Here is a 22,409-nt window from a genome sequence, read left to right as displayed (position 1 = left end):
TGTGCTAAAATTATCTCTTGTTTTTCCACTAAACTAATCATCCCCTCAGCCTCCCTATGAAGTTTCATAGGGATATTTTATATTTCCTCTAGGGGAGGTTTCAATTATTTTACTAGGGTAATTTTAGATTATCATAAACAATAAAGAAAATTTCCATATTGTAATATGTATCATCAAATGATATTTCAATTGAATTATTTAAACCATTTATTTCATTAATCACTTGATTTAATGTTTCTATATCTTCTTTATTAGGTGAACCAAAAACTTTTATTTTAGGATTTTTAATCCATTTTTTAACCATACCATCAGGATGATCATTAGGATTAAACTCTACCTTTAAAGCAATATCTATAAAATAATCAATTTGTTCTTTAGTATATTCTTCGTTTTTTATTTCTTCAATATCTTTTGACTCTTCATTGTTACTACTATCTATCATACTGATAATTTCTTCATTCGTATACTCTTTAACATCATTATAGCATGCTCTAATTTGCTGATTGATACTATTGTCATTTTTTACTCTATAAAGAGTACACCCATCATATAAGTCATAATAAATCCAATCATCAATAATATCAAAACAATAATTTGTTACTTCATCTACCAATAACATACTATCAGTTCCATTTGTTCGCACTTTATATATTCTTCCTCCATTTTTATGTCTATAATAAATCCAATTATCGTAAACATTAAACCAAAAAACTCCAGCTGTAATATCGTTTAATATTTCAGTAACATCCCTCCCATCTTTTTTCATTTTATAAATACTATGTTCATCTGAGTTTGTAAAATAGATGAATTTACCATCGATTGAAAATTTCGAAATATCTTCTGCTTCTTTTATTGTTTGCATTTCAGTACCATCAATATTTATTCTATATAATTTTCGTAATGAACTCTTTTCATGATGCTCCAATATATAAATCCAACCATCTGTAACTATCATATTAAACCAATGTTCAGAGTTCAATAATTTCTTCGGATTTTTACCATTTATATCCATTCTAAATATTTCATTTTCTTCTGTTTTGTAATATATATTATTATCAACTACCTGTAAGTCCCTAATTTTTCCTTTCATGAGTAATTTTTTATTATCACCATCTATATCTATTCTATAAAGTTTTTGTTCTCCAAAATAATCTCCTATAAGATAATATAACCAGCCATCTACTACATTAAGATTAGAAAAATCTTCATTCACAATATTAACTAATATTTTTTTTGTGCCATCTGCTAAATTCTCACGAGTAAGAGGTATATCTTTAACAAAATTAGAATAAATAACATAATTGTCATATTTGACTACTTGTCCATAATTTCCAATCAAATTACCACGTTTTTCTTGCTTAACTGATTCATTTCTAAATATTGTTACTGCCTTATTATTGTTATTCCATACAATTTCTGCTCCAAAAGCTTCTAAAACAACTCTAATGGGTAAATAAGTTCTTCCATTTTTTATAATAGCTACTGTATCACTATCTATCTTTTCATCATTTTTATAAATATATGGTTGTTCGATTGGCACTTTTACTATAACATTATCTTTTTTAGCTGTAGCTTCTTTTTTTTCGCCATCCCAACTCACTTCACTACCAAACTTCTCCATTACAATTCTAAAAGGCACTTGCACTCTGCTATTTTCATCGATAAAAGGTGCCCCTGATTCTAAATCGAATTCAATTTTTTCCCCATCAATATAAATTTTTATATCATTTTCAGCAAATGCTATAGTACTTAGTACTAATGATATTAAAATAGTGATCCAAAAAATTTTTTTCATGCTCTCTCCCCCTATATATTATAAATTTTACTAATAAATTATATATTGTACAACTTTAACAGAATGGCTTGGGGACGTTTCGTTTGCCACTCTTAAATACTTTGTCATTTTATTTCCCCTTTAAAGTAGCCCTCTCTACTATCCCTCGTCCAATTCCTAGTACCCTGCTCAGCTGCCTATTACTGACTCCTGTAACTTCTTTTATTTTTTTAATTAAATTATCTCTTTCTTGCTTACTTAATTCCTTAATTAATATAGGATCATATATCTCTAATATTTTTTGCCTTAATTCTTCATCTGCATATTTAGCTCTCACTTCATATTCAAGACATTTATCCTTATTGCTTGTATTCATAAATTCTATTAATCTACTTTGATCTTCAAAGTATTCTTTTGCCTTATCTATGTCAACTAGTTTCTCCTTTGACTGCTGAATATAATATCTATAGCTACTCCATTTATAGCCATCTAAATCCGATGTCACTCCTGCCTTTAATGGATTTTGATGGATATATCGTAGTACAGTTAAGAAATATGAATCGTCTTCTACTTTCTCACTCTTATACCTATTCTGAAATAAATGTCCTGTACGCTGATATTTCATATTGTGAAACTGTACATAGCCTACAGTTATTCTTTTAATTGATTTGCCTATTTCTTCAATTCCCTCTTTAATTAGGATATGTACATGATTATCCATTAGACAATAACCATAGATTTCATACTTGCCTTTTTCTTTTGCCTTAACTAAATATGACACAAACCTCTCTCTATCTTCATCGTCAATAAATATATCTCTCTTGTCTATTCCCCTAATCATAATATGATATATCCCTGTACTGCTCTTTTCTCTTTTTTTTCTTGGCATAAATTACCACCCATTACTATATTACTCTATTTCTATCTACGCGTCAAACAAAACGTCCCTTTGCCATTTTTTCTCTTTTTTGCCTTGGAATAAATTATCCCACATTACTATGTTACTCTATTTCTACGTGGCAAAGGAAACTTCTCCTTGCCACAAGGAGTTTTGAACATATAAAAAACCATGATTCAAACAATTTGAATCATGGTTTTTTTCTATTGGTGGAGGCGAGGGGAATCGAACCCCTGTCCGAAAGCACTTTACCACAAGCTTCTCCGAGCGCAGTCATTATTTTGTTATCTCGTCTTCGGGATCGCCCAATGACAGGCTATCCTTCTGACCAGCCTCAATTATACACTAATAGGTCGAGACAACCCTAATAGCGGTTCCCGGCATAATGTCGTCCAGTCCTAAGCGGCCGGTAGGCCTAGGAGGGACGAGCCGCCCTTAGGCAGCTAAAGCGTAATTATTATTATCTGCGTTTATATTTAAGTGCCCAGTTCTTTAACGTGTACCCCAAGCAAAAACACGGCTCGCTACTTATGACTCCATACCCCCGTCGAAACCATTACGCCCCCAAGTAATCAAAGACGACTAAAGTCCCTTCGAGAATCAACATTAATACATTTTCTGTCTTTGCCTAAGTTCTTTTTGTATTCTTCTTTGTGCATCTTTTTTAGCTATAGTATCTCTTTTATCATATAGCTTCTTACCCTTCGCCACAGCAAGCTGTAGCTTGATCAGTCCTCTATCATTTAGATACAACTGCAAGGGTACAAGTGTATAACCTTTTTGAGTAATATAACCTATAAGCTTTCTAATTTCTCTTTTATGAAGCAATAACTTCCTAGGTCTAGTAGGATCTACATTAAAAATATTCCCTTGCTCATAGGGACTTACATGGACGTTATGAAGAATAACTTCACCATCCTTTATCTCAGCGTAGCCATCCTTTAAATTTGCCTTGCCTAACCTTATGGATTTAACTTCTGTTCCTTTTAGGGCAATCCCTGCTTCATAGGTTTCTTCAATGAAGTACTCATGTCTTGCCTTTTTATTATTTGCTATTACCCTTACCTTAGCCATACTTAGCACCAACTTCATATCTAATTTAGATGCAAAAACTATTTTAACATATAAGTCGTACAATGTCAACATATATATCTTTTCTATAATTTATACCAATAAATTATTAAACCTATGTTCTAAATAAAAATTTTTTAAGGGCCTTTGCCACTCCACTATTATCATTGATATCTGTTACATAATCTGCCGTTTCCTTAACGATTTCTTCTGCATTACCCATGGCTATTCCAAGACCTGCATATTTTAACATACTTATATCATTTTCATTATCACCTATACAAATAACTTCCTCTCTCTTAATTCCCAATGACTCAGCTAGATTTTTTACTGCTGTACCCTTTTGTACCCCTTTATTCATTATTTCCAAATTATCGTACCTCGACTTACAGCATTCAATACCTTGTATCTCTTCAAACTCTTTGCGCATTTTTTTAAGTAAAATCTCATCCTCATCAAGTATCAAAAACTTATATATCCTTGTATTTATATCACCGACAACATCATAGGGATTCCCTACTAATTCCAGATTAATCCTATCTTCCTCCTTCAAGGTTTTATTCCATTCTGAATATTTCAAGGCACTTTTTGTTAACTTTTCTGTATAAAATGTATTATCTGTATAGAAATGAAAGTATACACCGTACTTACGACAAATATCTACGATTCTAATACTATCCTCTTTATCTATATGTGTTTCATACAAGGGCTCATTTTCATCTATTTCCCTAACAATTGCTCCATTACAAGCTATAATCGGTGTTTTAATCCCCAAATATTTAGCAAAAACTCTCGCAGAAGTATATATACGCCCCGTAGCCACAGCAATATGAACTCCTTGATCCTGTAAATTATTCAAAACCTCTTTGTTTTCCTCCGAAACCTTTCCTTGACTATTAAGTAAAGTCCCATCCATATCAGTTACTACTAACTTATAATCCATTACTACGCCTCCCTATATAATCCCTCAAAATCCTTTAAAGTTTAAGCAGTTATCCATATAAATAATAACACAAATTTTAAGCAACCGACACTTAATATCGATTGCTAAATAATTTAGGTGTTTATGAACACCTCAGAAAATGACCTAAACCCTTGCAACTTGGAACATATGACTTGTGACTTTAAAAAAGTCTATAGACTTTTTTAATTATTTTACTATAACAAAGTCAATTTCTTTTTGAGCTATATCTACTTTAACAACCTTTATTCTTACTTCATCACCTATCCTAAAGGTTTTGTTAGTTCTTTCTCCTCTAAAAAGATGATTTTCACGATCAAATATATAATAGTCATCTACCAGTGTACTTATTCTAACTAGCCCTTCGATTGTGTTCTCTAATTCTATAAACATCCCAAATGAAATCACACTTGATACTATACCATCAAACTCTTCTCCAATATGATACGACATATATTCTGCTTTTTTCAAATCATCGGTTTCCCTTTCTGCCTCTACGGCGACTCTTTCCCTCTGAGATGATTGATCCGATGAGTTTGCGACTATTCCCTTAAGTTTAGATATCCTATTTTGATTTAATTTTTCATGAAGCATCTCCCTTATTATTCTGTGTATCTGAAGGTCAGGATATCTTCTAATAGGAGAAGTAAAGTGACAATAGTAATTTGAAGCCAAACCAAAATGCCCAAGATTTTCCGGAGAATATCTTGCTTGTCTAAGGGATCTAAGCATAAGAGTACTTATAATATGCTCTTCCTTTTTTCCTTCAATTATTCTTAGAAGATCCTGTAATGCTTTTGGATGGACTTCCTCTGAAGTTCCCTTAAGATGATAACCAAAATTATGTATAAACTTATTAAAGTTTGATATTTTTTCTGAATCCGGTATTTCATGTACTCTGTAGACAAATGGAATCTTTAACCAATACATGTGTTCAGCAATAGTTTCATTACATACAATCATAAATTCTTCAATGATTCTATTAGCTATTCTTCTTTCGGCTTTTCTTATTTCAGTAGGCTTTCCATCAGCATCTAATATTATTTTGCTTTCTGGAAAATCGAAATCAATGCTTCCCCTTCTGTTCTTTCTTTTTGAAAGTATCATAGCTAATTTTTTCATTAATTTAAAATCTTCTACAAGATAATCATATCTTTTAATAAGCTCAGGGTCTTCCTTTTCCAATATATCTGAGACGTCGGTATATGTCATTCTTTCCTTAGTCTTTATTACTCCCTCAAAGATTTCATGATTCGCTACCTTACCAGTACTATCTATCTCCATGAAAATAGACATGGTCAATCTTTCCACATTAGGGTTTAAACTACATATCCCATTAGAAAGTCTTTTTGGCAGCATAGGGATTACTCTATCAACTAGATAGACACTGGTTCCTCTTTTTAAGGCTTCTTTATCTAGAGGGCTACCTTCCTTTACATAATATGTTACATCTGCGATATATACTCCAAGCCTATAGTTACCATTTGGGAGTTCTTCCACTGAAATAGCATCGTCTAAGTCCTTAGCATCTGCTCCATCAATGGTTACTATATTCATATCCCTAAGGTCCCTTCGTTTAGCTATTTCCTCCTGGGAAACTGTATCGGGTATATTATCCGCCTCCCTTAAAACCTTCTTAGGAAACTTCTCAGGGAGTTTATACTTTCTAATTATTGATAATATATCTGTACCTACATCATCTTTATGACCTAGCACCTCTACTACCCTACCCTCAGGGTTTCTTCTAGCCTTTGGCCATCTAGTTATCTCAGCTACTACTTTATAACCATCCTTAGCCCCGTTCACTTCACTTTTCGGTATGTATATATCGTAATTAATCCTTTTATCATCGGATACTACAAATCCAAAATTTTTACTACTTTCAAAGGTTCCTACAATTTCTTTATTGGCTCTATCCAATATTCTTATTATTTCGCCCTCTGATCTTTTTCCGTCTATAATTCCCTTTTCAATCCTTGCTATAACCCTATCATTATGCATAGCACCATTTAAATCACTTGCTGCTATAAAGACATCGCTTAGCTCTGTATTATCGGGAATAAGAAATCCATATCCTTTTTGTGAACATTGAAGTCTACCAACTACTAAATTCATTCTTTCAGGAATAGCATATCTATTCTTTTTAGTTTTAATAACTGCTCCTTCGTCTTCCATTTCCTTTAGTAAATTTAAAAAATATCCCATTTCCTCACTTTTCATATCGAAAACATTAGCTAATTCCGAGTCTGACATGGGATTATATGCTTGTTCTCTCATGAACTCCAGGAGAATTTCCTTAGATACCAAAGCTATCCCTCCTATTATAGGTGTATAATTTTTTACTTACAATTAGTAGAAAATACCATCTGTATTATATCATAGATGGTATTCTATTTACATTATTATTACCTTAAGTTATTCAAAATTTTCATAATATCATCTATATTTGTTTTAGCCGCATTGATTTTTAATACTTTTTCATTCTTGGGGCATGAATTTAAATTTTTTATCTCGTACTCAGTATTCAAGTTACTTTCGTCATTGTAATATATAATAGCATCTAGTTTTTCATCTGTGTCAAGCATATTTGTTACCTTAAACCCATGCAGTGTTAAAGTCTCCCCGATTTCATTGAGTTCTTTTTGAATTCCTATTGTTTTCATTTCATCCACCTCCATAATGTTTATTTTTTCTAAATTTTTATGATTTATACTTCTATAATTACCTTTAGCTTTATTTTCATGGTAAAAAATTTAATTTTATATTTTTTCATATGCTTAAATCAAATATAAAAACGACCAAAATTGGTCGCTTTTATATTTGATTTAAGCATATGATGTTTTAGATATTATTCAGTGATATATTTAATCAACAATTCTATATTGTTTTCTATGGATTCAATATGGGTTCTTTCATAATGGTGTGTTCCATCAACTCCTGGACCTATACACGCGAATTTGACATCAAAGCCTTGATGAACAGCCGCAGTAGCATCTGAGCCATATCTATTGTATACATCTACTTTATAATTAATATTATACTTCTTTGCAATATTTACTAATTTATTTCTTAGCTCGAAGTCATAGGGCCCTTTATTATCCTTTGCGGCAATACAGACGCTATATTCATCTGATTCCTGCCCTTCACCGACGGTTCCTATATCTATTGCAATAAATTCCTTTGTTTTCTCAGGCATGGCAGAAACTCCATGTCCAACTTCCTCATAGTTGCTTAGGAAGAAATGAGTGGTGTACTTAGGCTTTATATTATTTTCTTTTAGATATTTACATATAGCGAAAACAATTGCTACGGCAGATTTATCATCAATATATCTTGTCTTTAAAAATCCACTTCTGGTGATTTCCGTACGGGTATCCATATAAATGAAATCTCCTACATTAATACCTAGGGCAAGAACGTCTTCCTTTGAATGTACTCTTTCATCTATTCTAACAAGCATATTCTTTTCATCTCGAAGGGTCGTGTAAGCTGCCTCACCATAAATATGGGACGAAGCTTGTCTTGGTACGATGGAACCTCTGTATTTTTTACCATTATCGGTAATAACATGACAGTTCTCACCTTCTATTGCATTCCAAGAACCCCCACCTATTCTATGAAATTTCAATCTACCGTCACTGGTAATCTGTTTTACCATTGCCCCCAAGGTATCAACATGGGCAGAAATAGTTATATGCTCTTCATCATTTTCACCTTGTATTGTGGCGATTAATGCTCCCTTATTGGTTACTTTAGTGGGAATACCCATGGTCTGAAATTCCTTCTCGGCTTCACTAATAATATCTGTAGTATAACCACTAGGACTTGGAATGTCCAAATACTTATACAGGGTTTTTATTGTATATTCCATATCTACTTTCATACCTATACCTCCAATCCATCAAATTTTCCTGCAAAATGACATGCAACAAATCTATCTTTTTTTAGTTCCTTAAGTTTAGGTGTCTCTTCGTTACATATATCTTTCCTATAACGACAGCGGCCATAAAATCTACATCCCTCGGGGGGATCTATTGGACTTGGAACATCCCCTTCCAATATAATACGTTCCCTTTCAATATCAATTTTAGGAACAGGAATTGCCGATAATAATGCCTGTGTATAGGGATGCAAAGGATCATCGAAAATAGATTTATAATCAGATAATTCTACTATTTTCCCAAGATACATTACTGCAATTCTATCACTTACATGTTTAACAACACTTAGGTCATGGGATATAAATAAATAGGTTAATCCCAATTCTTTTTGAAGCTTATGCATTAAGTTTAGTATTTGAGCCTGTATAGATACATCTAGTGCAGATACTGGCTCATCTTGGACAATAAAAGTGGGATTTAAAGCAAGCGCTCTTGCTATACCGACCCTTTGACGTCTCCCTCCATCTAATTCATGGGGATAAGCATTAACCAGTCTATCTGCTAATCCAACTGTATCCATAAGCTCATAAACCCTATCCTCTAAATCTAACTTTTTGCTATATACTTTATTCACCATTAACGGCTCCGCTATACATTCAAATACCGTCTTTCTTGGATCAAGGGATGCATAGGGATCTTGAAATACGATTTGCATCTTCTTCCTTGCTTCTCTCATCTGATTTTTATCAAATTCTAAAATATCTTGACCATCAAATATTACTTCACCATCTGTCGCCTCTAGCAATCTTAATATGACTCTTCCAGTTGTGGATTTACCACAACCTGATTCACCAACTAATCCTAGGGTTTCACCCTTATGTATATCAAAGTTGACATCATCTACTGCATGAAGCATCCCTTTACTGGTTTTAAAGTGCTTTTTTAAGTTTTTTATTTCCAAAAGCTTTTCAGTCATTCATTTCACCCCTAGATTTAAGCCATATGTCCTTATTTCTTTATTTTTCAAATAGAAAACATTTTACAAAGTGATTATCATCTATTTCTATATTGCTTGGCTTTTCTTTTGAGCATTTATCCATTGCTTTAGGACATCTCGGATGGAACGGACATCCACTTGGCAAATTTGTGGGGTCTGGCATCAACCCCGTTATTGGCGATAATTCCTCATCATCAGAAAACACGTCTGGTATACATCCAAATAGTCCTACTGTATAGGGATGACTTGGATTTGTAAACAATTTTCTTTTATCGGTGTACTCCACAACATTACCTGCATAAATGACAGCGACTTTATCACAAACTTCAGCGACAACACCTAGGTCATGGGTAATCATGATCATTGATGTTTTGTACTTTTCCTTTAATTCCTGCATTAACTTAAGCACTTGGGCTTGTATAGTAACATCTAAAGCAGTGGTAGGCTCATCGGCAATTAGGAGTTTTGGATTACATGCCAATGCCATGGCAATTACAACTCTTTGCTTCATACCCCCACTGAACTGATGTGGATAATCCTTGGAACGAAGGCTTTTAATTCCAACAGTTTCAAGCATTTCATCGGCTTTAATAAAAGCTTCCTCTTTTTTCAGACTCTGATGCAGCATGATACCCTCTGCAATCTGTTCACCTACTGTCATAACTGGATTCAGTGCAGTCATGGGATCTTGGAATATCATCGAAATCTTATCTCCACGTATATCACGCATATCCTTTATTGACATTTTGAGTAAATCTTTTTCTTCAAAGATGATTTCACCACTTAATATCTTTGCAGGCGGATCTGGAAGTAAACGCATTATACTCTTAGCAGTTGTGGTTTTTCCAGCTCCCGTTTCCCCAACAAAACCTAAGGTCTCTCCGTAACCTATCTCAACATTCATATCCTCTAATGCACGAACTACTCCATCATCGGTTACATAATGCACAGTAAGATCTTTTATTTCCAATAGTTTTTTTCCTTCTGCCATAGTCCCTACTCCTATCTATAGATACCAACTTATATGTATAAATTTTTTTAAAAAAGAAGTCGAATATCTTTAATTAATTCTTCAGCTTTGGATCAAAGGCGTCTCTTAATCCATCACCTAATAGGTTCAATGAAAAAATAGTAATCATTATTGCCAGACCTGGAAAAGCAGTTATATGCCAACAATCCCTTATGTAATCCCTTCCTCTAGAGAGCATTGAACCCCACTCCGGTGTAGGTGGATTAATACCTAAACCAATAAAGCTGAGTCCTGCACATGATAAGATGGCAGACGCAACACCAAGTGTCGCTTGTACAATAACCGGCGCTAAGCAGTTTGGAATAATATGCTTAACTATAATTGCAAAGTCATTTGCGCCGACTGATTTAGATGCCTCAATATATTCCTGATCTCTAACGGATAATATTGAAGCCCTCATGATACGTGCATATCTCGGTATATTTGATATCCCAACCGCAATCATCAAGTTGGCTAATCCGGGCCCTAACGAGGCAACAATAGCAATTGCCAATAGAATTGATGGAATAGCTAGAAGTACATCCATGCAACGCATGATTATATTATCCAGTTTCCCTCCATAGAAACCGGCAATGGCACCTAAGGCCCCACCGATGATCATAGCTATACCAACGGCTAAAATGCCCACCATTAATGATATCCTAGCCCCATATACAACACGAGTGAATATATCCCGTCCGAATTCATCAGTTCCAAACCAATGTGCTGAGCTTGGAGTCTGTAAAGCATCCTTTAAACTTTGCTTTGCATAATGATATGGAGCAATAAAATCTGCAAAGATCGCTGTTAAGATAAGTAAAAGTATTATTGATAACCCAAACATGGCTGCTTTATTTTTCTTAAGTCGCCTTCCTATTTCTACCCATTGGCTTCTTTTTTTATTACGTACTCTGGCTCTATTTTTATTATCCAATTTCGCTTCCATAAAATGCCTCCCTTTTAACGATATTGTGACCTTATTCTCGGATCTACAAAGGCATATAAAATGTCAACCAATAAATTTACTATACAGAAACATAGGGCAATATAAAGCACCCCACCTTGAACCATTGGAAAATCTCTACATTTTATAGATTCAACCATCAATCTTCCTACTCCTGGAACAGCAAAAATTGATTCAGTTAATACAGCTCCCCCCAGTAGATGTCCAAATTGCAATCCAACAACTGTAATAATAGGAATTAAAGCATTACCTAATGCATGCTTATTGATAACTTTATTTTCTTTTTGACCCTTTGCCCTAGCTGTGGTTATATAATCTTGTCTAACAACCTCAAGCATACTTGATCGCGTCATACGAGTTATAATTGCGGCAGAACTAGTCCCAATAGTCAATGCGGGTAAAATTATATATTTGAACCCACTAAAGCCCGAAGCGGGAAGCCAACCCAAATGAAGTGAAAAAATCATAATCAAAATTAAACCTTGCCAGAAATTAGGCATAGAAACCCCGATCAAGGCAAACACCATAGAAACGTTATCGATTATTGAATATTGCTTAGTAGCAGATATAATACCTAAGGGTATTCCAATACCGGCAGAAACGAATACAGCCGCTGCCGCTAATTTTAACGTTGCTGGAAAGCGTGCAAAAATCTCTTGTGAAACCGGTCTTTTAGTAACATATGATTTACCAAAATCTCCATGAAGAACTATATTACCAACAAAACGTCCATACTGAACTATAAAAGGCTTATCTAACCCTAGCTCTGTTCTGAGCCTTTCTACTTCCTCCTGAGGTGCATCCTCACCCAGCATAATAGCCGCTGGATCACCTGGCGTAATGTACATTAAGGTAAATACGATAAATGTTACCCCAAGAAGTACAGGGATTAATAAAAGCAATCTCCTAAATATATATTTATGCACTAATTTACCCCCTTTTACCTGAGCAAATTACATAATTACTTTCTACAGAAATCATATAATATATATAGTTTCAAAAGTCACAAAGCTATACCATATATATTATGCAATTCTGCCAAGTCAGAGTTATGCAATTTCCTCACCCATTAATGTCTCCTAAATATGAGAATACTAAGTCCCCATATTTAGGGGACTTCTTATAAATTATTCAAAGTGAACGGAATCAAATCTATGCTTACTATTTGGCCATACCTTAAGACCCTTTACTTCTTTTTTAACAGCCATAACAACCTCTTTGTTGTATAATAATGACCAAGCTGCTTCATCATAAACAATTTGTTGTACTTCGTCATAAATTTCATTTCTTTTTTCAGTATCAAAGGTCTTTCTACCTAAATCCAATAATTCATCAACCCGTTTATTTGTATAACATACTCTGTTACCACCTTTTCCATGCTTTGATGAATGGAATGGAGCATATAAACCTGTATCTGGATCACCTGTACTATTACCCCATCCTAAAATGAACATTTGGTGATCCTTATTATTTAGGCCTTCTAACATAGCACCCCATTCAAGAATCTTAACTTCAACTTCAATTCCAACTTCTTTTAATTGAGCCTGAATTATCTCAGCCATATTTATACGGTCTTTATTCTCATTAGTCCAAAGCTCTGTTTTAAATCCATTTTCATACCCAGCTTCTTTTAATAATTGTTTAGCTTTTTCTAAATCATATCCATATTGTACTAAATCCGTTTTTGCTCCCGGCACATTTGGTGTCATTGGCCCCTTGGCAACAGTTCCAATACCCTTAAGTACAGAATCCACAATTGCATCTACATCAAGTGCATAGTTAATCGCTTTACGTACTTTGATATCGCTATATGGATCCTTAGTGCAGTTTAATCCTAAATAACTTGTTGAAAAACTAATTTTTCTATAAACATCTATATCTTCATTTTCTTCTAATCTCTTGATGTCATTTGCACCTACATCATAACAGACATCTATACCACCTGTTTCAAGTTCAATTACTCTATTTGTTCTTTCAGGAATAATCCTCATAACCAATTTCTTAACTCCTGCTTTATCACCATGATAATCATCGAATCTTTCGAAGGTTAAGCTGTCGCCTCTCTTCCATTCAACAAATTTGAATGGACCAGTTCCCACAGGATTATCCCCATAAGCTTCCCCTGCTTCTGTAACAGCCTTCTCATTTAAAATCATAGCTCCCGTATGACATAGGCTAGGTAGCAATGCAGAAAATGGCTCCTTGGTAGGAATACGAACTGTATAGTCATTTACAATCTCAATATTATCTGCATCTATCATACCAACGATATGGCCTATTCTTGCACTTTCCGCTGCTCTTTGGAAGGAAAACTTAACATCCTTTGCCTTTAATTCCTCTCCATTATGGAATTTAACTCCTTCTTTCAGTTTAAATTCCCAGGTTAAATCATCAATTTGCTTCCAAGATTCGGCAAGTTGAGGTTCGATATTCATATCCACGTCTTGAGTAATTAATGATTCATAGATTTGTACCAAAGCGTTACCGGAAGGTACATCATTAACTGGATGAGGATCTAAAATCTTTGGTTCTGCCACTAGACCTACAATTAATTCATCCTTCTTCTCACCTGATTTGCTTCCAGCTGCTTTGCTTCCGCCACAACCTGCTAGCATAGTGAAGCATAAAGCCACTACTATAGCAAGGGACAGCATTTTTTTCATTTTTCCTTTTAACATGTTTTTTCCCCCTCTAGAAATTTGATCAGTTATGTTACGGTCATGTTATTGTCACGACTGTAACTCTTATTTCGACACAACTTTCTAAATTCCTTCATTTTTTTGAAAATTTACGAATTATTTATTTAATAGAGCAAATTGCATAATTACTTTTTATAAAAACCATCTAGCACATGTAGTTTTAAAATCTCAAAGGCTATACCATATATATTATGCAATTCTGCCAAGTAAGAGTTATGCAATTTCCTCAAATAGATATTATTGTTTATTTTCAAATACTATTTCCCCATTGATTATTGTACACTCCACCAAGGATTGTATATCTAATGGGTCTCCGTCCCATATTACAATATCAGCGTCCTTACCAACTTCTAAGCTCCCAACACGATCTGAAATCCCCATAATTTCTGCGGCATTTATTGTGATAGCCTTTAGTGCCTCTGTCCTATCCATTCCCTTTTTAACAGCTAATGCAGCACATATAGGAAGATAATGAAGGGGAATAACCGGACTGTCCGTTGTTATAGCTACTTTTAATCCCTCTTTACTAAGCACTCCAGGTGTGACAAAGGACTTGCTCTTCAATTCAAATTTTGTTGAATGACCTAGGCTTGGCCCAACGATAACATCATAGCCTTCCTTACTAAGCTCTTCCTTGATCAAATGTCCTTCTGTACAGTGGTCTAAAGTTATCCTTACATTGAATTCCTTGGCAATCCTAATGGCAGTGAAGATATCATCAGCTCTATGGGCATGTACCTTTAAAGGTATTTCTCTATTTATAACCGGCAGTAATGCCTCCATCTTTATATCGAATGCAGGTGCCTTAGAAGGATCTTTTTTAGCTATATCCAATTTTTTCTTGTACTCAACCGCATTATATAGGGTTTCTCTAAATAACGCCGAAATTCCCATTCTTGTCACCGGGGCTCTTCCCTTTTCTTTACCATTTCTTTTCGGGTTTTCTCCAAAAGCACATTTCATGGCAATTGGATCTTTTATGATCATATTATCCACACGTTTACCATAGGTCTTAATGGCAGCAAATTGACCACAAATGACGTTAGCACTTCCCGGTCCAGCTCCAACAGAAGTGATTCCTGCCTCATAGGCCTCTTTAAGAGTATCGTCCATAGGGTTAAGCCCATCTATTCCCCTCATATGGGGTGTAATTGGATCACTGGTTTCATTGTGATCAATACCCTCAAACTGTATAGCACTCTCCTTAAGTCCTAAATGTGTATGGGCATCTATAAATCCTGGCATTACAATCTTACCCTCAGCGTCAACAACATTGGCACCTTCAGGTATATCCAAATCCGTCCCAATAGCTTGTATTTTGCCATTTTTTACGACAATACTTCCCCTTTGTATTATTTCTCCAATCATCGTCACAACTTTTCCATTTTTAATAAATAACATTTTACTCCTCCTAGCCTATTAAATAATTATTAGTGACATATTATGGTCATGTCTTTAATTACTTAATTCGACATTAATTTTTTAAATCCTTCTACTCTTTAAAATTTTCTAAATTTCCTAACTATAGTAAGGGCAATACTAAAAGAAACTGCGATGAATTCACCACAGTTTCTCGATTATGCAAAACTATTTATTTGAACTTTGCCCTTCAAAACTATTATAGGGTTTTCATAGTATAGACTTTAAGTTATATTATGAAAACCCTATACAATAATCCCTTTAGACTTCAATTTTTATTATCCTCCTAGGGCGACCAGTGGGAGATTGCCTTGCCTTTCCCACCACCTTAGCATATCCTCCATCTAAAAATTGGTTTATGATTCTCCTTGAACTACGTAGGCTTATGCCTAGGAAACTGGCCAGCTCTTCGGAATCTATAATATCATTTCCCGTCTGATCTATAATCGACTTTATCTTAGCTACATAGGTGGGACTGATATTTATATCCTCAGCTATTTTTTGAATTCTTTTATCCTTTACTATCAAATTATATGACAAATTAATATTATCCATACTTCCTAGCGGCCCAACAATACCTCCATCTTGCTCTATAATAAAGCAACAACTATTAGTTTCATTCATAGCATGTGTTAAAGCAATTCTAGCATTAGTTTCCGCTTTATAGACCGTATTACCATAGCCTATGCCAGAGGCAAATAAAATATTTAAATCCTTTTCCAGATCAATTATTTTACTGAACTTTTCTTCAATACTTTTTCTATTTAAGGCTCCCCTTGTGGTAAATATTAGGTATTCATTGTTTCCAAAGGGAAAAAACGAACCAAAGTTTTGTTGGGTATATTCTATAAGTATGGTTTCAAAACGATTTTTAATTTTTAAGAATTCATATTCAAAGGCATTACGTTGAGTATCATCCTTTATTCGCACTATCTGAATAGCTATTTGTGTACTTTTTATTCTTTCAACATCGGATATATATATAGCTCTATTAATACTACCCCTAATGGATGGAATAGTGGGATAAAGCCTAAAAACCGGAACCCCAAGAGATTTTAGTTTTTTAGCCACCATAGAGTTACTCGTAATTGCTACACTTATCTTCCCATCCTTCCATAGATCATAATGAAATGGTACTAGGTTTTCTATGTAAGAAGATAGTTGTTTTCCATCATCAATATAGTCACCGGATTTTACATAAAAATTGTCCTTAGGAATATTTAAAGAGTCTAGAACCTCATTAACGTGCTTTTCATTTAAGACATCAATACTAGCTTTAGTATAATCAAGATTCATATCTCTGATCAGCCAAAGTGTCTCAAATATACTTGTTGCAATTCGAGGAACATAAACAGAGGGTTTAGTCAAGATGTTGTTATTTTTTGCATAAAAATATGGAGAACTTCCGGAAAATAATAACACATCTAGATTATCTTGATGTTTCTTTAAAATATCAAAAATTTCATCTTTATTGGAATAAAGATAATAAGAAACCTGAATTTGATTGTGAAATTCTGGAACAATTCTCTTTATTTTTTCAACAGTATCTATGACCCCAATAACACCCATTTTAATTTTCATATTATGACCTCCTAAACAGATGGGATTTTATCTCAATGTTGTGAATTTTCTTCATTCATTTGTATAGATTTATTATACCATACACCAAAGTTTGAATAAAATAACCCTCAGTTATACACCCTCCCAAATTTAGATTTCCTTTTTGTGCATATAAAAATACCCTATTCTATATAATCATATAGAATAGGGTATTCCTTTTATTGCAAAATATCTTATAATAGACTACCCAGTGAATTGAATAGTGGAGCAAACACTAATGCAACTATAGTCATTAACTTAATAAGGATATTGATTGATGGTCCAGAAGTATCCTTGAATGGGTCACCAACAGTATCACCAACTACTGCAGCCTTATGAGGTTCACTTCCCTTTCCACCATGATGTCCTTCTTCAATATATTTCTTAGCATTATCCCATGCACCACCTGCGTTTGCCATGAATATAGCCATAAGAACACCAGTAACTAATGCTCCAGCAAGTAATCCACCTAATGCTTCTTTTCCTAATATTAATCCAGTTACAACAGGAGCTAGTACTGCCATTATTCCTGGAATCATCATTTCTTTTAATGCAGAAGCCGTACTTATATCAACACATTTAGCGTATTCTGGCTTAGCTTTACCTTCCATAACGCCAGGTATTTCTCTAAATTGTCTTCTAACTTCTTCTATCATTTCATTAGCTGCTTTACCAACTGATTCCATAGTCATCGCAGAGAATAGGAATGGAAGCATACCACCGATAAGAAGACCAACAACAACCTTAGGGTCAAGAATATTGATTCCAGTTATACCAGCAACCTCTGAATATGATGCAAAAAGTGCTAATGCAGTAAGTGCAGCAGAACCAATTGCAAATCCTTTACCCATAGCAGCAGTAGTATTTCCAACTGCATCAAGCTTATCAGTAATACCCCTTACTTCCTTAGGTAGTTCACACATTTCAGCTATACCACCAGCATTATCAGCTATAGGGCCATAGGCATCAACCGCTATAGTAATACCACCAGTTGAAAGCATTCCCACTGCTGCTAAAGCTATACCATAAAGACCCATGAATTTATAAGCTACTAAAATTCCCGCAGAAATAAATAGTATTGGATATGCCGTTGAAACCATTCCTACGGCAAGACCACTAATAATAGTTGTTGCAGGACCAGTTTCAGACTGCTTAGCAATCTTTTTAACGGAATTAAAATCTCCTGAAGTATATATTTCTGTAATCTGTCCAATTATTAAACCAACAACTAATCCCGATGTAATTGCCCAAAATGCATTTAAATTTCCAAAATACATTCTACTTAATACGAATGCACTAATAACCACTATAATACTACTTACATAAGTTCCTAATTTTAAAGCCTTATGGGGATCAGAATTTTCATCACCTTTAACAAAGAAAGTTCCTATAATTGATGCAACTATTCCAAGTGATGCTAATACTAATGGGAAAAGAGCCCCATTAACTGGGTTAGTAACATAAGTAGAAACTACACCTAAAGTAATAGCTGAAATAATTGACCCAACATATGATTCAAAAAGGTCTGCACCCATACCTGCAACGTCACCAACATTATCACCAACGTTATCAGCTATAACCGCAGGGTTTCTTGGATCATCCTCTGGTATACCAGCCTCAACTTTACCAACCAAGTCAGCTCCAACGTCAGCCGCCTTAGTATAAATACCTCCACCAACACGGGCAAATAAAGCTATTGATGAAGCACCTAATCCGAAGCCTGTAATTATGGAAGGATCCTTAAAATATAAATAAAGTCCACCAACACCTAAAAGTCCTAATCCAACAACAGCCATTCCCATTACGGCTCCACCAGAAAATGCTATTGAAAGTGCTTTATTCATTCCACCTTCTTTTGCAGCATTTGCAGTTCTTACGTTTGCTTTAGTAGCAACTCTCATACCAATGAAACCTGCACATGCTGAAAATAATGCACCAATTAAAAAACATACAGCTGTTAACCAACTCTTTAACCCTACTCCAATTACAACAAAAAGGATTGCTGCAAAAATAACTAATGTTCTGTACTCCCTTGTCAAAAATGCCATTGCACCTTCTTGTATGTAAGAAGATATTTCTTTCATTCTCTCAGTACCAACCTCAACCTTATTGATTTTTGATGTTAATACAAATGCGAATACTAAAGCAATGATTCCTACAACTGGTGCCAATACTGCATAGTTCATTAAACTGCCTCCTCACATTCCTCTATTAAATTTTCATTTAAGATAAACATGCTTAAAAGTGTAATAAATTTCAAATAAGAATGTGAAAATTTCTTCATTATTATTTGAAATTTATTTAAATACTAGTTTCATTTTTATAATTGAATAAATTGCATAATTATCTTCTGCAAAAATTATCTACTATATATAATTTAAGAGTCCTTAAAGCCATACTATATATATTATGCAATCCCCTCAATTAACCTTGCAAATAAACTAATATTAATGAACACACTATAAATGCGCCTGCTCCAATCTTTGTGACCTTTGCAAGCATCTCATCATAGCCTCTGGCTTTTTGCTTGCCGAAAAGTTGCTCTGCTCCACCGCCTATAGAACCAGATAGCCCAGCGCTTTTACCTGATTGTAATAATATACTTATAATTAGAATTAAGCTAGCAATTACTTGAATAACCATAAACAATGTTTTCATACATTCCACCTCCCATAATCAAGCTTAACAAAATAATTTTAACATAGGAGTTTTTTAAAATCAATAAAATAATGTCAAAGTATTTTGTGAAAACCTTTGCCTCCCATGATATTATTTTAACAACACTAATTTAAGAGGGTATAATAAATACCCTCTTAAATATTATTACTATTATTTTCTAATTTATACTCGCCTTTATTTCTTTATATTATAGAAAGCACTTGCCCCAGCAAACCTAGCAGAATTATCTAGCATATCTTCAATCCTAAGTAATTGATTATACTTAGCAACTCTATCGGTTCTTGAAGGCGCCCCAGTCTTAATCTGTCCACCATTAACCGCAACCACTAGATCAGCTATAGTTGAATCCTCAGTTTCCCCTGATCTATGGGAAATTACTGAAGTATATCCTGCTCTTTTAGCCATTTCAATAGCATCTAGGGTTTCCGTTAATGTACCAATTTGATTAAGCTTTATAAGGATTGAATTTGCTGTACCATTCTCTATACCTTTAGATAGTCTCTTTGTATTTGTAACAAATAGGTCATCACCAACTATCTGAATCTTATTCCCAATTTTTTCAGTTAGAAGCTTCCAGCCCTCCCAATCTTCTTCATCAAGACCATCTTCTATAGAGATGATTGGATATTTTTCCACTAGTTCGCTGTAAAATTCAACCATTTCCTCAGAAGTTTTTACTAGACCTTCTCCCGTAAGCTCGTATTTCTTTTCTGCTTTATTATAGATTTCAGTAGCAGCCACATCTAAAGCTAACTTAACATCTTCACCGGGTTTGTAACCAGCTTTTTCGATTGCCGAAATTATAACCTCTAATGCTTCTTCATTTGAAGTTAAGTTAGGAGCAAACCCACCTTCATCACCAACGGAAGTATTTAATCCCTTATCCTTTAAAACCTTCTTCAAGTTATGGAATATTTCAGCACCCATTCTTAATGCATGGGCAAAATTTTCCGCACCAACAGGCATTACCATAAACTCTTGAATATCAACGTTATTATCAGCGTGCTTTCCACCATTTAATATATTCATCATTGGAACCGGTAAAGTCTTTGCATTTACTCCACCTATGTACTGATATAAAGGTAATCCTAATGAACTAGCCGCAGCCTTAGCTACTGCCATAGAAACACCTAGTATAGCATTAGCACCTAATTTCCCTTTATTTTCGGTTCCATCTAAATCTATCATCATGCTATCAATACCTACTTGGTCAAAGGCATCCATACCAACAATCTCTGGAGCAATTATTTCATTTACATTTCTAACTGCATCTAGTACACCTTTACCAAGAAATCTTTCATTATCGCCATCTCTAAGTTCAACAGCTTCAAATGCCCCTGTAGATGCTCCAGATGGTACAGCTGCTCTACCCATTGCCCCATCCTCTAAATAAATTTCTACCTCTACAGTTGGATTTCCCCTAGAATCAAGAATCTCTCTACTATAAACTCCAATTATATTTGACATGTAAATTACCTCCTAATTTTTATTTCTATATATTGATTTAAAATGTTTTATTTTACAAACCCTAAAAATTTACTATCTGTGAAAAACTATCCGCTTTTAAACTTGCTCCACCTACTAATGCCCCATCAATGTCATTTTGATTCATAAGTTCTTCAGCATTATTTGGCTTTACACTTCCACCATATTGGATCCTTATTTCCTCGGAAATAGTTTCATCATAAATATCTTTTATTACTCCTCTTATATAAGCAATTGCATTATTCGCCATTTCCGGTGTAGCTGTTTCTCCAGTACCAATAGCCCAAATAGGCTCATATGCCACAACTATTTTCTTAGCATCCATTGAATCTATATCTTTAAAAGCTTCAGTTATTTGCTCTTTTAATAAACTTTCTGTATTCCCTTCATTTCTTATGTCAAGGGTTTCTCCAACACAAAGTATTGGAATGATATCATGATTTAATGCAGCTTTAATCTTCTTATTAACAGTTTCATTAGTTTCTCCAAAATATTGTCTTCTTTCAGAATGACCAATAATACAATAATCTATACTTAAATCCTTTAGCATTATAGGAGAAATTTCTCCTGTAAAGGCACCCTTTTCTTCCCAGTGCATATTTTGAGCCCCTATCTTTATATTGCTACCTTTAGTTCCTTGCTTTAAAGAATCTAGAAGAATAGCTGGAGGGCATATCACAACTTCTACATCGGTTCCTTCAACCTTCCCCTTTAATTCACTAATATAATCTAAGGCCTCCCCCTTTGTCATATGCATTTTCCAGTTTCCAGCAATAATTGGCAATCTCATCTTCTCACCTCAAATTATTTATATTATTTTTTCATACTTAATTGAGCAAATTGCATAATTACCTTCTACAAAAACTATCTACCATATGTAGTCTAAAATTCTTCAAAGCCATACCATCAAATATGCTTATATCTTAAGCAATTAAATCAAGGATGATATTCGCATATGCAATTCTGCCAAGTA

The 22,409-nt window shown here is 34.2% G+C and carries 18 protein-coding genes and 1 other RNA gene; all 19 read right to left on the bottom strand.

Annotated features, from left to right (window positions below; genetic code table 11):
• Positions 1–112: 112 nt before the first annotated feature.
• Positions 113–1,795, bottom strand: a complete 1,683-nt coding sequence (locus N4A68_06045) for a DUF5050 domain-containing protein (GenBank protein MCT4563866.1) — start codon at positions 1,793–1,795, stop codon at positions 113–115.
• A 109-nt stretch (positions 1,796–1,904) separates the two neighbouring features.
• Entirely contained in the window at positions 1,905–2,663 is a 759-nt protein-coding gene (locus N4A68_06040; GenBank protein MCT4563865.1) for a transposase, read from the bottom strand.
• Positions 2,664–2,879: 216 nt separating this feature from the next.
• Positions 2,880–3,238, bottom strand: a transfer-messenger RNA (tmRNA) gene (gene ssrA, locus N4A68_06035).
• A 40-nt stretch (positions 3,239–3,278) separates the two neighbouring features.
• Positions 3,279–3,746 carry an SsrA-binding protein SmpB gene (gene smpB, locus N4A68_06030; protein MCT4563864.1) on the bottom strand — a complete coding sequence of 156 codons (468 nt, stop codon included), beginning with the start codon at positions 3,744–3,746 and terminating at the stop codon, positions 3,279–3,281.
• A gap of 112 nt (positions 3,747–3,858) precedes the next feature.
• Positions 3,859–4,686, bottom strand: a complete 828-nt coding sequence (locus N4A68_06025) for a Cof-type HAD-IIB family hydrolase (protein ID MCT4563863.1) — start codon at positions 4,684–4,686, stop codon at positions 3,859–3,861.
• Positions 4,687–4,893: 207 nt separating this feature from the next.
• Entirely contained in the window at positions 4,894–7,011 is a 2,118-nt protein-coding gene (rnr, locus tag N4A68_06020) for a ribonuclease R (GenBank protein ID MCT4563862.1), read from the bottom strand.
• A 98-nt stretch (positions 7,012–7,109) separates the two neighbouring features.
• Complete coding sequence (locus tag N4A68_06015; GenBank protein MCT4563861.1) at positions 7,110–7,367, bottom strand: YkuS family protein; 258 nt, start codon at positions 7,365–7,367, stop codon at positions 7,110–7,112.
• A gap of 185 nt (positions 7,368–7,552) precedes the next feature.
• Positions 7,553–8,575 (bottom strand): M42 family metallopeptidase, encoded by a 1,023-nt coding sequence (locus N4A68_06010; GenBank protein MCT4563860.1) that lies wholly within the window; start codon positions 8,573–8,575, stop codon positions 7,553–7,555.
• A gap of 14 nt (positions 8,576–8,589) precedes the next feature.
• Positions 8,590–9,561: an ATP-binding cassette domain-containing protein gene (locus N4A68_06005; protein ID MCT4563859.1), complete on the bottom strand. Its 972-nt coding sequence runs from the start codon at positions 9,559–9,561 to the stop codon at positions 8,590–8,592.
• Between the two features lie 40 nt (positions 9,562–9,601).
• On the bottom strand, positions 9,602–10,573 hold the full coding sequence (locus N4A68_06000) for an ABC transporter ATP-binding protein (protein ID MCT4563858.1): 972 nt from the start codon (positions 10,571–10,573) through the stop codon (positions 9,602–9,604).
• Positions 10,574–10,646: 73 nt separating this feature from the next.
• Complete coding sequence (locus tag N4A68_05995) at positions 10,647–11,537, bottom strand: ABC transporter permease (GenBank protein MCT4563857.1); 891 nt, start codon at positions 11,535–11,537, stop codon at positions 10,647–10,649.
• Between the two features lie 14 nt (positions 11,538–11,551).
• Positions 11,552–12,481, bottom strand: a complete 930-nt coding sequence (locus N4A68_05990) for an ABC transporter permease (GenBank protein MCT4563856.1) — start codon at positions 12,479–12,481, stop codon at positions 11,552–11,554.
• 201 nt (positions 12,482–12,682) lie between these two features.
• Complete coding sequence (locus N4A68_05985; protein ID MCT4563855.1) at positions 12,683–14,233, bottom strand: glutathione ABC transporter substrate-binding protein; 1,551 nt, start codon at positions 14,231–14,233, stop codon at positions 12,683–12,685.
• A 258-nt stretch (positions 14,234–14,491) separates the two neighbouring features.
• A complete protein-coding gene (locus N4A68_05980) occupies positions 14,492–15,655 on the bottom strand; it encodes an amidohydrolase (protein MCT4563854.1) in 1,164 nt (387 codons plus the stop codon).
• 279 nt (positions 15,656–15,934) lie between these two features.
• Positions 15,935–17,254: a hypothetical protein gene (locus N4A68_05975; GenBank protein MCT4563853.1), complete on the bottom strand. Its 1,320-nt coding sequence runs from the start codon at positions 17,252–17,254 to the stop codon at positions 15,935–15,937.
• A gap of 212 nt (positions 17,255–17,466) precedes the next feature.
• Complete coding sequence (locus N4A68_05970) at positions 17,467–19,458, bottom strand: sodium-translocating pyrophosphatase (GenBank protein ID MCT4563852.1); 1,992 nt, start codon at positions 19,456–19,458, stop codon at positions 17,467–17,469.
• A gap of 238 nt (positions 19,459–19,696) precedes the next feature.
• Complete coding sequence (secG, locus tag N4A68_05965; protein MCT4563851.1) at positions 19,697–19,930, bottom strand: preprotein translocase subunit SecG; 234 nt, start codon at positions 19,928–19,930, stop codon at positions 19,697–19,699.
• 195 nt (positions 19,931–20,125) lie between these two features.
• Positions 20,126–21,418, bottom strand: coding sequence for a phosphopyruvate hydratase (gene eno, locus N4A68_05960; GenBank protein ID MCT4563850.1), 1,293 nt, complete (start codon positions 21,416–21,418; stop codon positions 20,126–20,128).
• A gap of 61 nt (positions 21,419–21,479) precedes the next feature.
• Entirely contained in the window at positions 21,480–22,226 is a 747-nt protein-coding gene (tpiA, locus tag N4A68_05955; protein MCT4563849.1) for a triose-phosphate isomerase, read from the bottom strand.
• Positions 22,227–22,409: the final 183 nt, after the last annotated feature.

The sequence above is a fragment of the Maledivibacter sp. genome (genome assembly GCA_025210375.1).
Taxonomy (GTDB): domain Bacteria; phylum Bacillota; class Clostridia; order Peptostreptococcales; family Caminicellaceae; genus JAOASB01.
Note: the sequence above shows the minus strand (reverse complement) of the source record. Positions and strands in the feature narration are given on the sequence as shown.